Consider the following 13,753-nt stretch of genomic DNA (forward strand, 5'->3'; position numbering starts at 1 on the left):
ACCGGTGCCCCTCTCAGCGGTCATCACACGCCCTACAGACCCTGACCACCCGCCGTGCCGTACGCGCCTTCGCCGACCGGCCGGTGGACGACTCCCTCCTCGACCCCATGCTGGACGCCATGCTCGCCGCCCCCTCGGCGTCCAACAAGCAGGCGTGGGCCTTCGTCGCCGTCCGCGAGCGGCGGGCGCTGAGGCTGCTGCGCGCCTTCTCCCCCGGAATCATCGAACTCCCGCCCCTGGTCGTGGCGGCCTGCTTCGACCGCTCCCGTGCCGTGGGGGGCTCAGGCAACTCCACGGACTCCGGGGACTCCTGGGACGAGGGCATGCTCTGCGTCGCGATGGCGGTGGAGAACCTCCTCCTGGCGGCCCACTGCCTGGGGCTGGGCGGATGCCCGTCCGGGAGCTTTCGGAGGGGCCCCGTCCGCAGGCTCCTGGGCCTGCCCGACCACCTGGAACCCCTGCTCCTGGTTCCGATCGGGCACCCCGCCCGGCCACTCGCACCCGCACCCCGACGAGACCGGAACGAGGTGGTCAGCCATGAGCGCTGGGGAACCTGAGGTCCGACAGGTCGGCGAGGAACTCCTCCTGCTCGCCGCCTACCTGCTCAGCAGCGGCCGCGGCCTGCTGGACGAGCCACGGCAGTACGGCACGTTCCGCTGCCTGGACGCCGCCCGGCGCGTCCTCGCCCTCGCGGCCGGAACCGGCCCGCACCACCCCGAACTCGACGCCCTGCGCGGTCGGATGGACGACGTCATGTGCGGGCCGATGGGCGACCACGAACTGGACACCCTGCTCGACCAGATGTGCGAGCGGCTGGCAACCGTCCTGGAGGATCCCGATGTCATCTCCGACTGAGTTGGAGCCGCCCCCAGAGCCCGAGGACGCCTTCGACGTCCTGCCCTTCACCGGTTCCTGCCGCCGCGTGTTCGAGCGCGGAGAGCACGCGCTCATCGGGATCAGCGCCGGGAACAGCTACTTCAGCCAGGAGCGGATCGCGCAGCTCCTGCGGTGGGCGCAGCGGCACTTCGCCGAGGTCGACGTGCTCTACGCCGACCTGCACCTGGACACCATGTACATGGCGTCAGGTGGCAGCAGGGAGCACGCGTCGTCGCGGGCGAACAGGGCGCTCAAGGACGTGCGGCGGCGCATCCGGCGCGCCGTGGAGGCGGCCGCCCCAGACGCGGGGAACGTGCGCGTGCGCGCCCTGTCCCAGTGCACGGGCCTGCCCGGCTACCGCGACGTCGCGTACCGCCTCGACCGGGAGCACGCCACCGACCCCAGAGTCCGCCGCGCGTGCGAGGAGCACGTACGGCACGTCATCGGAGCCCAGCCGGACCCGGACGGGGCCAGGTTGCGCGCCGGGCTGGCCTACCTGCGCGCCGAACTGCCCCTTCTGCTCAGTACCCCGAGGGTGTTGGGGTTGCCCTCCTCGGTGTGCTGCTACCACGCCCTGATGCCGATCCTGTCCAGGTTGCGCGGTGCCACCTCCTGCTTCCACCCGGGGCAGGGCCACGTCATCCTCCGCCCGGTCGATCGGCATCTGGCCTCCCCGGAGACGGTGGGATCCCCGTGACCGCCGCGCGGTGGCGCCCCGAACGGGAGCGCCACCGCGCGGAGCGGTTCCGAGCGGGGCGTGCTCCCGGGCGGGGCGGGGCCCGCTACGCGCGGCGGACGTCCATGACCGACTCCCCGTCCTCGACCCGGTGCACGGCGTGCAGCGCGAGGTCGGCCTCGGCGAACAGTTCCCGGTACTCCTCTGCCGTGCGCAGCGGGGCGCCGTAGAGCACGAGCATGTACACGCTCATCGCCTGGAGGAAGGGGGTGGCGCCCTCCCGCTGCGGAAGGTGCCCGACGATCAGCAGCCGGGACCGCTCACCCATCGCCGCGCGGACGTTGCGCAGGATCCGTACCGCCTCCGGCCGGGGCCAGTTCTGCATCACCCGCGCCATCAGGTAGACGTCCGCGCCCGTCGGCACCCCGTCGAAGAAGCTGCCCCCCACCACGGCGCACCGGTCCGCCACGCCCCGCTCCCGCAGCAGCGGCCCGGCCTCGGACACCACGTGCGGAAGGTCGAACAGCACCCCCTCCATGCGCGGGTGGTGCCGCAGGAGGGCGGCCAGCAGCGAGCCCTGGCCGCCCCCGAGGTCCGCCACGCGTTCGGTCCCGGACAGGTCCGCGTTCTCCAGCAGGGTGTCGGCGGCCACGGACGTGTCCATCGCCCTGTGGAACAGGGCCGCGGCCTCCTCCTGCTCCTCCAGGTAGGCGAACAGCGGGTGGCCGGTGTGCGCCTCGAAGGCGGTACGGCCGGAACGCAGCGCCTGCGGCAGGCAGGTCCACGCCTGGAGGAAGGCGCCGTGCGTGCACATGCGGAAGAGGCCGTACAGGCCGCTGGGGTCCCCGGCGCGCAGATGCTGGCCCGCCGCGGTCAGGGCGAACGACCCGGGTGCCGGCTCCGAGAGCAGCCCGCTCACCGTCCCGGCCCGCAGCACCGCCGCCAGGGACCGTTCGGGGACCCCGGCGCGGCGGGCCAGGTCCGCCACCGGACGCGGCCCCTCGGCCAGATCCTCCACCACGTCCAGTTCGACCATCGCGACGACGGCGTGCATGAGCATCGCCGACGACACCAGTCGGTTCAGCGGCAGGTCTGTGCGCACCGCGCGTACAGCGGTCTCGTCCGTCACACCCACAGTCGGTCCTCCCCGGGGGACGTCGTTATCGGGGCCGACGCGGCGTCCCTCCCGGGACGCGGCGCCGACCTCCCAAGACTACGGGGAGTACGCGGATCTGTTCTCCGGGTTGTGGAAAACGGGCCGGAACGGGAACGGCCCCCTCCGCGGCCGGGGCGCGGCGGCGAGGGCCGCGGGCCGGGGGCCGGCGGCCCGATCAGACGGAGGCGGCGCCCTCGGCCTCGTAGGCGCGTACCAGGGCGGTGAGCACCTCGGAGCAGCCCGCGTCGACGGTGAGCGCGGCGACGTCGTCGGCGCGGGTGGCGCCCCGGTTGAGGATCACCACCGGCTTGCCCTGCTCGACGGCGCGCTTGACGTAGCGCCGCCCCGAGAAGACGGTCAGGGACGACCCCGCCACCAGCAGCGCCCGCGCGCCGTCCACCATCGCGTAACCCGCCAGCACGCGCGCCTTGGGCACGTTCTCGCCGAAGTAGACGATGTCGGGTTTGAGCACGCCGCCGCAGCCCTCGCAGTCGGCCACGCGGAACCCCTCGGTGGAGGCCAGGACCGCGTCGGCGTCGGGGGCGATCTCCACGTCGGGGACCCCGTCGGCGAAGTCGGGGTTGAGCGCGCTCAGGCGCGCGGCCAGGCTCTCGCGGGAGGTCACGGACGAGCAGGCCAGGCAGACGACGCGGTCGTAGCGGCCGTGCAGGTCGATCACCCGCCTGCTGCCCGCCGCCCCGTGCAGGGTGTCCACGTTCTGGGTGATGACGCCCGCCAGGGCGCCGCCCGCCTCCAGCGCGGCCAGCGCGCGGTGGCCGTCGTTGGGGCGGGTCCGGTGCACGTGGCGCCAGCCCACGTGGTTGCGGGCCCAGTAGTGGCGTCGGAAGGCGGCGTCGCCGACGAACTGCTGGTAGGTCATGGGCTTGCGCGGGGGTGAGTCAGGGCCGCGGTAGTCGGGGATGCCCGAGTCCGTGGACAGGCCCGCGCCGGTCAGCGCTACCACCGGGCCCGAGCCGAGGACCTCGCGCATCCGGGCCGCCAGGGCCGCCGGGTCGTCGAGCGTGTTCCTCACGCCTTCGAGGGTACGCGGCGCCCCGGTGTGGGCACCGTCACCTTCGCCGGGCCCGGTCGCCGTCCCGCCGGTCACCCCCCCCCGGCGCGGCTCCGGCCCCGCCGTGTCAGGCGGCGCGCTCCAGCTTCTCCACGGCGCGGGACAGGATCTCCTCGAACTCCTCCTCCATCAGGGCGTCCCTCTCCCTGTCCACCTGAGCCCGGTGGGCGTCCCGGCACTCCTCACTGAAGTCGTCTTCCCGGCACGCCTCCATGAGCTCCGTGGACGACACGTCCGAGTAGCCGCTCGTGCGCATCCCCACAAGGACGAAGTACACCTCCCCGACCTGGCCCCACGCGGTCCTCGCCGCCATGTGCGAGCGCTCGCCGTACAGGGTCACGGAGAACATGCCCCCGCCCTCGGGAAGGGCGGGCGAGTCCCTGGAGACGAGCGCGCCCTCGACTCCGCCGTTCGCGGACACGCTCATCCTGGAGCAGGTGTCCAACAGGTGCCCGAACCCGGTGCCCTCGACCGGGGCGTCGCCGAAGTCCCCCGAGACCAGGACGTAGCCGTAGACGGCCGAGCCCTCCGCGGAGCCGGGCGGGGTCGCGATCTGCGCCGCCCCCTCGACGGCACCCGCGGGCAGCCGCCCGGTGCCACCGTTGAGGACGGCGGCGCACTCGGCCGGTTCCACGTCACCGAAGTCGTCGGCGCCCGCCTCGCCGCTGAAATCCACCCCCTGGATCTCGTCGACGTCCAGATCGTCCACGTCGAACCCGTCGGGGTAGGCGTTCGGGGAGGGCAGCAGGGCCTCCAGGCGCGGGCTGTCCCGGAGGTCGAGCTGGGGGCCGCAGCCGGTGGTCAGGACCAGGGCGGCGAGGAGGGGCAGGGCGCCGTGGCGGTACAGGGGAGCCAAAGGGGGAGCCTTCGTTTTCGTGTCGGCGGTTTACCGACACGTTCCGACGCCGCCGGGCCACGCGCGGTTCCGCCCTCCCGTGGCCGGATCCGGCCCGGTCCTCGCCCGGTGCGGAGGAACCCCCGCCCGAGCCCCCGGACGGACCCCGCCGGAGCCGCCCGGCCGGGCTCCGGCCGGAGCCGTCCTCTCCCGGCCGGGACCCCGGCCGGGAAAAGGGCCCGGCGGGCACCCGTAGGCGCCCGCCGGGCCCGAACGGACCGGACGTCCGGCTCAGCCGAGGCAGACCAGCAGGTCGCCGCCCTCCACCTTCTGCACCCGGTCGACCGCCACCCGCGTGACCGTCCCCGACACGGGCGCGGTGATCGCGGCCTCCATCTTCATCGCCTCGATGGTGGCCACCGTCGCACCGGCCTCCACCGCCTCGCCCTCGGCGACCGTCAGGGTCACCGCGCCCGCGAAGGGCGCCGCGACCTGGCCGGGGTCGCTGCGGTCCGCCTTCTCGGCGGACCGCACCTGCGAGGCCAGGGCCCGGTCGCGGATCTGGAGCGGGCGCAGCTGGTCGTTGAGCGTGGCCATCACCGTGCGCACGCCGCGCTCGTCGGCCTCGCCCACCGCTTCCAGCTGGATGAGCAGCCGCACGCCCGGCGACAGGTCCACCGCGTACTCCTCGCCCGCGCGCAGGCCGTAGAAGAAGTCCGCGCTGGAGAGCACGCTGGTGTCGCCGTAGGCCGCCCGGTGCTCCTCGAACTCCCGCGTCGGACCGGGGAAGAGCAGCCGGTTGAGCGTGGCCCGCCGGTCCTCGGCCAGTCCCGCGCGGTCCTGCTCGCTCAGCTCCTGAGCGGGCCGCGCCTCGGAGCGCCCCTGGAGCGCCCGCGTGCGGAGGGGCTCGGGCCACCCGCCGGGCGGGACGCCCAGCTCACCGCGCAGGAACCCCACCACCGAGTCCGGGACGTCGAAGCGCCCGGGGTCGGCCTCGAAGTCGGCCGGGGAGACCCCCGCGCCGACCAGGTGCAGCGCCAGGTCGCCCACGACCTTGGAGGAGGGGGTGACCTTCACCAGGTGCCCGAGCATCCGGTCGGCGGCGCCGTACATCGCCTCGATCTCCTCGAAGTGCTCGCCCAGCCCCAGCGCGACCGCCTGCGTGCGCAGGTTGGACAGCTGCCCGCCCGGGATCTCGTGGTGGTACACCCGGCCCGTGGGCGAGGACAGCCCGGCCTCGAAGGGCGCGTAGACCCGGCGCACCGCCTCCCAGTACGGCTCCAGTTCGTTGACCGCGTCCAGGCTCAGGCCCGTGGAGTGCTCGGAGTGGTCGAAGGCGGCCACGATCGCCGACAGCGACGGCTGCGAGGTGGTGCCCGCCATCGACGCCACCGCGCCGTCCACGGCGTCCGCCCCGGCGTTGACCGCCGCCAGGTAGGTGGCCAGCTGCCCGCCCGGGGTGTCGTGGGTGTGCACGTGCACCGGCAGGTCGAACTCGCTGCGCAGCGCCGTGACCAGCTTCGCCGCGGCCGGAGCGCGCAGCAGACCGGCCATGTCCTTGATCGCGAGCACGTGCGCGCCCGCGTCCACGATCCGCTCGGCCAGTTTGAGGTAGTAGTCCAGCGTGTAGAGCTTCTCGCCGGGGTCGGACAGGTCCGAGGTGTAGCACAGTGCCACCTCGGCCACCGAGGTCCCGGTCGCGCGCACGGCCTCGATGGCCGGGCGCATCTGCTCGACGTCGTTGAGCGCGTCGAAGATCCGGAAGACGTCCACGCCCGTCTCGGCGGCCTCGCGCACGAACGCGTCGGTCACCTCGGTCGGGTAGGGGGTGTACCCCACCGTGTTGCGCCCGCGCAGCAGCATCTGGAGGCAGATGTTGGGCACCGCCTCGCGCAGCGCCGCCAGCCGCTCCCAGGGGTCCTCGGCCAGGAAGCGCAGCGCCACGTCGTAGGTGGCGCCGCCCCAGCACTCCAGGGACAGCAGCTCGGGCAGCGTGTGCGCGACCGCGGGCGCCGCGGCCAGCAGGTCGCGGGTGCGCACCCGGGTGGCCAGCAGCGACTGGTGCGCGTCGCGGAAGGTGGTGTCGGTGACGCCCAGGTTCGGCGACTCGCGCAGCCACCGCGCGAACCCCTCAGGGCCCAGTTCGGCCAGGCGCTGGCGCGAACCCGGGGGCGGCGGTCCGGCGGGCTCGGGCAGCGGCGGCAGCTTGGTGGCGGGGTCCACCAGCTGGGGGCGCTCCCCGTGCGGCTTGTTCACCGTGACGTCGGCCAGGTAGGTGAGCAGGCGCGTGCCGCGGTCGGCGGAGGGCCGCGCGGTCAGCAGGTGCGGGCGCTCCTCGATGAAGGAGGTGGTGATCCGCCCCGCCTGGAAGTCGGGGTCGTCCAGCACCGCCTGGAGGAAGGGGATGTTGGTGGCGATGCTGCGGATGCGGAACTCGGCCACGGCCCGGCGCGCCCGGCTGACCGCGGTGGCCAGGTCGCGGCCCCGGCAGGTGAGCTTGACCAGCAGCGAGTCGAAGTGCGGGCTGATCTCGGTGCCCGCCGCGGAGGTGCCGCCGTCCAGGCGGATGCCCGAGCCGCCGGGGGAGCGGTAGGCGCTGATGGTCCCGGTGTCGGGACGGAAGCCGTTGGCGGGGTCCTCGGTGGTGATGCGGCACTGGAGCGCCGCGCCGCGCACGTAGACGCCCTCCTGGGAGATGCCCAGGTCGGACAGGGTCTCGCCGGAGGCGATCCGCAGCTGGGACTGCACCAGGTCCACGTCGGTGATCTCCTCGGTCACCGTGTGCTCGACCTGGATGCGCGGGTTCATCTCGATGAAGACGTGGCTGCCGTCCGCGCCGACCAGGAACTCGACCGTGCCCGCGTTGCGGTAGCCGATCCGGCGGGCGAAGCGCACCGCGTCCGCGCAGATGCGGTCGCGCAGGTCCGGGTCGAGGTTGGGCGCGGGGGCCAGCTCGATGACCTTCTGGTGGCGCCGCTGGAGGGAGCAGTCGCGCTCGTAGAGGTGCACGACGCCGCCCTCGCCGTCGGCGAGGATCTGCACCTCGATGTGGCGGGGGTCGACCACGGCGCGCTCCAGGAACACGGTGGCGTCGCCGAACGCGGCGGAGGCCTCGCGCATGGCCGCCTCCACCGCCTCGCGCAGCCGCTCGGGCTCCTGGACGCGGCGCATGCCCCGCCCGCCCCCTCCGGCCACGGCCTTGACGAAGAGCGGGAAGCCGATCCGCTCCGCGGCGGCCACCAGGGCCTCCACGTCGTCGGAGGGCTCGCTGGACTCCAGGACGGGCACGCCCGCCTCCCGGGCGGCGGCCACGGCACTGGCCTTGTTGCCGGTCAGTTCCAGCACGTCGGCGGGCGGGCCCACGAAGGTGATCCCGGCGCGCTCGCACGCGCGGGCCAGCTCGGGGTTCTCCGACAGGAAGCCGTAGCCGGGGTAGACGGCGTCGGCCCCGGCCCGGCGGGCGGCGCCCACGATCTCGTCCACGGACAGGTAGGCGCGCACCGGGTGGCCGGGCTCGCCGATCTGGTAGGCCTCGTCGGCCTTGAGCCGGTGCAGGGAGCCGCGGTCCTCGTGGGGGAAGACGGCGACGGTGCGGGCGCCCAACTCGTAACCGGCGCGCAGCGCGCGGATGGCGATCTCGCCCCGGTTGGCCACGAGCACTTTGCGGAACATGGCGCACTCCTCCTGGTCGGTCAGGCGTGGTGCCGTGGGCGCAAGAACCGGCACCGTCGCCGGGGCCCGCGGCCGGGTGGAACACCCGTACGTTAACCAGAAGAGGGTTCGGCGCGACCCACCGGGGCCGTCCTTCGCGCCGAGTACGGCTTCCGGCGGGCGTTTCGTGGCGTCGGCGTGTCGCGCGGGGCGGGGTGCGACGAACCCCGGCGGGTGTCGCGGGCTGTCTTCCCCGGGCCGGGCTCGCGTCACACCCGGGGGGACCCGTCCTCCCGGGCGTCCCCGCCGCCGTCCGCGTCCGAGGGCCGCACCGGGTAGGTGACGGTGCGGTCGGTGTGCACGACGGCCCCCGGAGTGAGCCGGGCGGCGTCCACGCGGTGGGCGGCCATGACGTGGAGGACCTCGTGGCCGCGGGCGAGCAGGTGGTCGGCGATGATGCGCCGGTGGCAGCGCCACCACACCGCCTCCGAGCACATCACGGCGGCGCGGTGGTCCTCGCCCGCCTCGCGCAGCCGGGCGAGCCCCGAGCCGAACTCGTCGGAGAGCCCGTGGTCGGCGTAGTTGTGGAAACTGCGGTTGCGCCAGAACCCGTTGACCTCGGGGGCCACGTCCCTGGCGACCGGGCGCCGACCGCCGAGTTCCGCGACGCGCGAGTAACGTATGCCGACGCCGAGCAGGGACTCGGAGAGGACGTCCCCGTCGAACTGCGGGTTGCGGCGCGACCCCGGGAGCCTGCGCACGTCGACCACCACGTGCACGCCGTTCTCGTGCAACAGCGCGGCGAACTCCTCGAACGTGCGGTCGGAGTGGCCGACGGTGAGGAACGGCGGAGCCATCCGGCTAGCCGTCGCCGGACACGCGGGTCAGGGCCCCGTCCTTGTGCGCCGCGACGTGGTCGGTCTTGTCGCTCCTGATCTCGTACTGCGGCTCGTCCTCGGAGGCGCGGCGAGTACGGCCCCTGAACTCGAAGTCGCTGGTGTGGACCCTCGTGATCGTGCCGGACACCCGTCCGGCCTCGGAGTTCCAGCTGACATGGTCACCGACGTCGAAACGGCGTGTCATCGCGTACACCCTCCTCCGGTCGTGGCGGAACGGCGTCTGGTGGACGGATCCTCGCCTACCCCGGACGGCCTCGGTGTATGCGGGCGGGGCCCCGGCGCCCACCGGTTCAGTCGAAGGGCGCGAGCGTGTCCGGTGACAGCGTCAGCGCGCAGGGCAGGGCGTCGAAGGCGGCGGTGACCTCGGCGAGGAGCGTCGCGGCGTCGCCGGTGCGGTCGCTGTGCCGGTAGGCACGGACCCAGTTCATGCTCCCGTAGCGCACCGCGGCCAGGGCCATCTCACTGACCAGCCGCAGCCGCACGTCCGCCCGGCTGTCGGTGCCGGTCTCCTCCTCCAGCAGTTCGGTCAGCCGCACCCGGAGGGCCTGGACGGAGCCAGCGTGGTGCGCGTTCAGCACCGGATTGCGGGCGACCAGTTTCCGGGTGGCCAGGTAGCGCTCGGTCCAGTCGCCTGGCAGGCCGCGCACCGCGTTCGCGTAGCAGTCGCGCAGGAGGGGCAGGACGGGGCCGGTGACGCTCATGCGCTCCACCTCGGCGGCGTAGGCCTCCCACAGTTCGCCCTCGGCGGCCAGGGCGACCTCCTCCTTGGAGGAGTAGTAGCGGAAGAAGGTGCGCACCGACACCTCGGCCGTGGCCACCAGGTCGTCCAGCGTGGTCTGGTCGAAGCCCCGCTCCAGGAACATCCGAAGCGCGGTGTCGGCGAGCACCCGCCGCGTGCGCAGCTTCTTGCGTTCGCGCAGGGGGAGTGCGGACTCCTCGTCGTGGAAGGGCTCGGCGGTCATCGGGCCAGGATACGGCGGTCTCTCCGGGGCCGGGAAAAACCCGTTGCCTGATGTGCCAGTCACTGGCAGTATGCCATCACTGGCATTTTTCGGATGCCTTCCCCTCCACCGAGAGAGAGCACATGAGCGACCGGACCGCCGCCCCCGTCCCCGAGGGACAGCGCATCGAGGCGCTGGGCGACCAGCTCGTCAAGATCCACGACATGCTGCGGGGCGAACTCGCCTCGCTGCGCCGCGACCTCGCCGGGGGAGGCGCCCCCTCCGGGGTCCCGGCGCCCCTGGACGAGCAGCTGCGCAAGAAGTGCCTGTCCTTCTGCGACTTCCTGCACGGCCACCACACCGCCGAGGACAAGGGCATGCTGCCCGGACTGGCCAGGAGCCACCCCGGGCTCGCGCCCGTCCTGGAGCGCCTGACCCGGGAGCACGTGCTCGTCAGCCGGTCGCTGGACCGCATCCGCGCGCTCCTGGAGGGCGGGGAGGCGGCCGGGCTCCGCGACGAGGTCGAGCGCCTGGCCGCCGAGGTGGAGGCGCACCTGGACTACGAGGAGCGCCAGATCGTGGAGGCGCTGAACTCCTACGGCCCCGTCACGCTCTGAGAACCGCCCCGTCGCGCGATGCGGGGTCGGCCGCGTCCCCGCCGACCCGTGCGCGCACCCGCGGGGCCGGCCCCGGATCGGCCTCCGCCGGAGCCGGGTCTGGTCTTCCCACCAGAACGGGGCGCTCACGGCCCACCCAGCAGAGGGAGACCGCTGGTGAGGAACACGGTACGGGTACCCCCCGGCTGAGGACGACCCTGTGGGCGCTGCGGTGGCTGATCGCGCTCGTGGTCCACTTCGCGGTCCTGACGGCCCTGCTGATGGGGTGGGCGACGGTCTTCCCGCACCTGCACTACGGGACCATGATGCTGACCCTGGCCGCCGGGTTCCTCTACGCGCCCCTGCGCCTCCTGGGCCTGGTCGTACCGCTGTGCGCGGCGGGCGCGTACATGGCCGACACGCGCGGCGGCAGCCGGGTGGGGTGGTCGCTGCTGCTGGCGGTGGCGCCGCTGCTTCTCGGGGCCGTGGTCCTGCCGTTCCTCGTGCCCCTGGAGTGGGCGGTCTACATCATGTACTTCGCGACCGGGACGCTGCTCAGCGTGACGGCCGTCCACTCGGCTCTGCCCAACCGCTCCGGCCGGGACCCGAAGGAACCATCGGAGGACGAGGACGCCCGCGACGCGGCCGGAAAGCCGTAGTCTGGCCGTTCCAGATGTCCGTATACCGGGTGCTTCGGGAGGGCGACGCCCCCCGGCGGCCGGAGGCACAGCGAGGGGTCGGGTTCCTTGGCGACCGGGGAGGACGCGCGGATCGCCGCGCTGGAGCGGCACGTTCGGGAGTTCTGGCAGGGGCACGCCGTGGAGCCCGTCACCTGGGAGGACAACCCCGTCCTCGACCTGGCTCCCGGCTTCGCCACCTACCGGGTGGCGCCCAGGAACGAGGGCGAGGGCTGGACCTACGTGACGGTCGGCTCGTCCGTCCACGAGGCCGGGGGCGGCACCGAGTTCTTCCTCGTGGCGCCGACCGCGGAGCGGGCCCACGCCGAGACCCTGGGCATGGTGAGCCACCTGCACTCCTTCGAGGAGTACCGCCTCGACGTCGGTTCCGTCATCGACCTCGGCGGCCCCTGGACGGACGGCTCCCGCATGGACCACCTGCTGGTGAGCCCGCCCTATCCGTACGGACCCGCGTTGGAGTGGGCGCCCGAGGAGGCCGGGGGAGCGCGGTTCCTGTGGTTGCTGCCGATCCACCGCAGTGAGGCGGCCCTCATCGGAACCGAGTCGCTCGACGCCTTCGAGGAACTCCTGGAGGCGGAGGGCGTCAACGTCCTGGACCTGGACCGCCCTCCTCTCTTCTGAACGCCTTCGAGAAGCGCGAGGACCCGCCGCCCCTTCCGGGCGGCGGGTCCTCGCGGATGGTCTCGGCTCAGCCGCGCGGGTCGGCGACCTCGCTCACGGGCCCCTCGACCCTGTAGTCGTCCAGCGCCGTCACCACGTACGCGGAACCGGACTCCTCACCGTTCTCCTCGGCCTTCGCGGCGTCCTCGGCGGTGTGGCCGGAGTCCTCCAGCGAGGTCCCGCCGGTCACGCCCACGAGGTTGTCGGAGGAGAGCACGCCGCAGTACTCCTCCGGGTCGCCCGAGTCCGCCCGCGCGGCCTCCTGCGCGTCCAGGCGGTAGACGGCGTAGAAGCGCGCGTCCTCCACCCGCTCCCACTCCACCGCGGTGTGCTCGTCCGCGACCTCGGCGGTCACGTCCTCCACGGCGCCCGCCAGGGACCGGCCTCCGCGGTCCCCTCCCGCCAGGGGCGGCAGGGCGGGGTCGCCGTAGTGCTCGTCGGCCAGGTGGGCGTAGGCCTCCTCGGCCACGCCTGTCAGGGACTTGAAGGAGAAGTAGACGTCGCCGTCGACCTCGGGGTGGTCGGAGGAGTAGTCCAGCTGGGTGCTCAGCGCGTCCTCGTCGGTCCAGTTGCGGTCACCGACCCGGTACGCGCCCTGGCCGACGTACAGGTCCACGTCCGTGCCCTCGACCTGCTCGGCCCACCACGGCAGCAGCTCCTCGTAGTCGGCGGCGTCGAAGCCCCGCTCCCAGTACAGCTGCGGGACGACGTAGTCGACCATCCCCTCCCGGATCCAGGCGCGGGTGTCGGCGTGCTGGGCCTCGTAGGACTCCAGGCCCGAGGTGTCGGACCCGGCGGGGTCGTTCTCGGCGTTGCGCCAGATGCCGAACGGGGAGATCCCGAAGCGCACCCAGGGCTTGGCCTCCTCGATGCGCTCGTGCACACCGCTGACGAAGCCGTTGACGTTGTCGCGCCGCCAGTCCTCGCGGTCCTCGAAGCCGTCGCCGTACTCCTCCCACGTCCGGTCGTCGTCGAACTCCTCGCCGTCCTTGGGGTAGGGGTAGAAGAAGTCGTCGAAGTGCACGCCGTCGATGTCGTAGCGCTCCACCACGTCCATGATCACGCGGGTCACCCACTCCTGGACCTCGGGCCTGCCCGGGTCCAGGAAGCCCTCGCCGCCGTAGCGCACCAGCCAGTCGGGGTGCTCCCTGACCGGGTGGTCCTCGGCCAGCTCCTCGATGTCGGAGTCCATGCCGACCCGGTAGGGGTTGAACCAGGCGTGCAGCTCCAGGCCGCGCTCGTGCGCTCCGGCCACCGCGTACTCCAGCGGGTCGTAGCCGGGGTCGCCGCCCTGCTCGCCGGTGAGGTACTTCGACCACGGCTCCAGGTCCGACTCGTAGACGGCGTCGGCGGTGGGCCGCACGTGCAGGAACACGGTGTTCAGGCCGAGGTCCACCGCCTCGTCCAGGCGCTGGTCCATCTCCGCCTTCTGGTCCTCGGCGGACAGGCCCGGCTCGGAGGGCCAGTCGATGTTGCCGACCGTGGTCAGCCACGCCCCGCGCATCTGCCGCTTGTCCTGGGCGGCCTCGCAACCGGCCGCGCCGGGGCCGGGAAAGGACCCGGTGGGGGAGTGGGCCGCGCCGACGAGGGCGTATCCGGAGATCATGAGCCCCGACGCGGCGGCCGCGGCCACCCACCGGGAGCGCCAGCGCGGTGAGAGGCCGGCTCGTCGTTCAGGGGTCAAGGAAACTCC

Annotated in this window: 14 protein-coding genes; 6 read left to right on the top strand and 8 right to left on the bottom strand. The window is 73.4% G+C overall.

Annotated elements, in window-relative coordinates; genetic code table 11:
• Positions 1-41 precede the first annotated feature (41 nt).
• The 3 genes from NDAS_RS05730 to NDAS_RS05740 are packed head-to-tail and all read left to right on the top strand — an operon-like array spanning position 42 to position 1,573.
• A complete protein-coding gene (locus tag NDAS_RS05730; RefSeq protein ID WP_210745758.1) occupies positions 42-557 on the top strand; it encodes a nitroreductase family protein in 516 nt (171 codons plus the stop codon).
• A complete protein-coding gene (locus tag NDAS_RS05735; protein ID WP_013152195.1) occupies positions 538-855 on the top strand; it encodes a DUF6092 family protein in 318 nt (105 codons plus the stop codon). The genes NDAS_RS05730 and NDAS_RS05735 overlap by 20 nt, the downstream gene beginning before the upstream one ends.
• A complete protein-coding gene (locus tag NDAS_RS05740; protein WP_013152196.1) occupies positions 839-1,573 on the top strand; it encodes a tRNA-dependent cyclodipeptide synthase in 735 nt (244 codons plus the stop codon). Before NDAS_RS05735 ends, NDAS_RS05740 begins: the two co-directional genes overlap by 17 nt.
• A gap of 85 nt (positions 1,574-1,658) precedes the next feature.
• Here the strand turns inward: NDAS_RS05740 and NDAS_RS05745 are convergent, their stop codons facing one another.
• From NDAS_RS05745 to NDAS_RS05775, 7 genes are all read right to left on the bottom strand, one after another.
• Positions 1,659-2,687, bottom strand: a complete 1,029-nt coding sequence (locus NDAS_RS05745) for a methyltransferase (RefSeq protein ID WP_013152197.1) — start codon at positions 2,685-2,687, stop codon at positions 1,659-1,661.
• A 196-nt stretch (positions 2,688-2,883) separates the two neighbouring features.
• On the bottom strand, positions 2,884-3,741 hold the full coding sequence (locus NDAS_RS05750) for an NAD-dependent protein deacetylase (protein ID WP_013152198.1): 858 nt from the start codon (positions 3,739-3,741) through the stop codon (positions 2,884-2,886).
• Between the two features lie 106 nt (positions 3,742-3,847).
• Positions 3,848-4,636 carry a hypothetical protein gene (locus tag NDAS_RS05755; protein WP_013152199.1) on the bottom strand — a complete coding sequence of 263 codons (789 nt, stop codon included), beginning with the start codon at positions 4,634-4,636 and terminating at the stop codon, positions 3,848-3,850.
• Between the two features lie 270 nt (positions 4,637-4,906).
• Positions 4,907-8,287 (bottom strand): pyruvate carboxylase, encoded by a 3,381-nt coding sequence (locus tag NDAS_RS05760; RefSeq protein WP_013152200.1) that lies wholly within the window; start codon positions 8,285-8,287, stop codon positions 4,907-4,909.
• A 248-nt stretch (positions 8,288-8,535) separates the two neighbouring features.
• The gene (locus NDAS_RS05765) at positions 8,536-9,123 is read right to left on the bottom strand and encodes a DUF488 domain-containing protein (protein ID WP_013152201.1); all 588 of its coding nucleotides are present in this window, start codon (positions 9,121-9,123) and stop codon (positions 8,536-8,538) included.
• A gap of 4 nt (positions 9,124-9,127) precedes the next feature.
• Entirely contained in the window at positions 9,128-9,349 is a 222-nt protein-coding gene (locus NDAS_RS05770; protein ID WP_013152202.1) for a hypervirulence associated TUDOR domain-containing protein, read from the bottom strand.
• A gap of 106 nt (positions 9,350-9,455) precedes the next feature.
• Positions 9,456-10,127 carry a TetR family transcriptional regulator gene (locus NDAS_RS05775; protein ID WP_013152203.1) on the bottom strand — a complete coding sequence of 224 codons (672 nt, stop codon included), beginning with the start codon at positions 10,125-10,127 and terminating at the stop codon, positions 9,456-9,458.
• Positions 10,128-10,249: 122 nt separating this feature from the next.
• Here NDAS_RS05775 and NDAS_RS05780 point away from each other — a divergent pair, with 122 nt between their 5' ends.
• The 3 genes from NDAS_RS05780 (at position 10,250) to NDAS_RS05790 (ending at position 12,021) form a co-directional block, all read left to right on the top strand.
• Positions 10,250-10,723, top strand: a complete 474-nt coding sequence (locus NDAS_RS05780; protein WP_013152204.1) for a hemerythrin domain-containing protein — start codon at positions 10,250-10,252, stop codon at positions 10,721-10,723.
• Positions 10,724-10,950: 227 nt separating this feature from the next.
• Positions 10,951-11,361: a hypothetical protein gene (locus tag NDAS_RS05785; protein ID WP_013152205.1), complete on the top strand. Its 411-nt coding sequence runs from the start codon at positions 10,951-10,953 to the stop codon at positions 11,359-11,361.
• Between the two features lie 87 nt (positions 11,362-11,448).
• Positions 11,449-12,021 carry a suppressor of fused domain protein gene (locus NDAS_RS05790; RefSeq protein ID WP_013152206.1) on the top strand — a complete coding sequence of 191 codons (573 nt, stop codon included), beginning with the start codon at positions 11,449-11,451 and terminating at the stop codon, positions 12,019-12,021.
• Between the two features lie 67 nt (positions 12,022-12,088).
• Here the strand turns inward: NDAS_RS05790 and NDAS_RS05795 are convergent, their stop codons facing one another.
• On the bottom strand, positions 12,089-13,744 hold the full coding sequence (locus NDAS_RS05795; protein WP_013152207.1) for a glycoside hydrolase family 10 protein: 1,656 nt from the start codon (positions 13,742-13,744) through the stop codon (positions 12,089-12,091).
• Positions 13,745-13,753 lie beyond the last annotated feature (9 nt).

This window comes from Nocardiopsis dassonvillei subsp. dassonvillei DSM 43111, assembly GCF_000092985.1.
Taxonomy (GTDB): Bacteria; Actinomycetota; Actinomycetes; order Streptosporangiales; family Streptosporangiaceae; genus Nocardiopsis; species Nocardiopsis dassonvillei.

Excerpts from the sequence above, each read along its gene's own strand:
- NDAS_RS05735 (WP_013152195.1), top strand. The coding sequence starts at position 538 with ATGAGCGCTGGGGAACCTGAGGTCCGACAGGTCGGCGAGGAACTCCTC.
- NDAS_RS05740 (WP_013152196.1), top strand. The coding sequence starts at position 839 with ATGTCATCTCCGACTGAGTTGGAGCCGCCCCCAGAGCCCGAGGACGCC.
- NDAS_RS05760 (WP_013152200.1), bottom strand. The coding sequence starts at position 8,287 with ATGTTCCGCAAAGTGCTCGTGGCCAACCGGGGCGAGATCGCCATCCGC.
- NDAS_RS05765 (WP_013152201.1), bottom strand. The coding sequence starts at position 9,123 with ATGGCTCCGCCGTTCCTCACCGTCGGCCACTCCGACCGCACGTTCGAG.
- NDAS_RS05770 (WP_013152202.1), bottom strand. The coding sequence starts at position 9,349 with ATGACACGCCGTTTCGACGTCGGTGACCATGTCAGCTGGAACTCCGAG.
- NDAS_RS05775 (WP_013152203.1), bottom strand. The coding sequence starts at position 10,127 with ATGACCGCCGAGCCCTTCCACGACGAGGAGTCCGCACTCCCCCTGCGC.
- NDAS_RS05780 (WP_013152204.1), top strand. The coding sequence starts at position 10,250 with ATGAGCGACCGGACCGCCGCCCCCGTCCCCGAGGGACAGCGCATCGAG.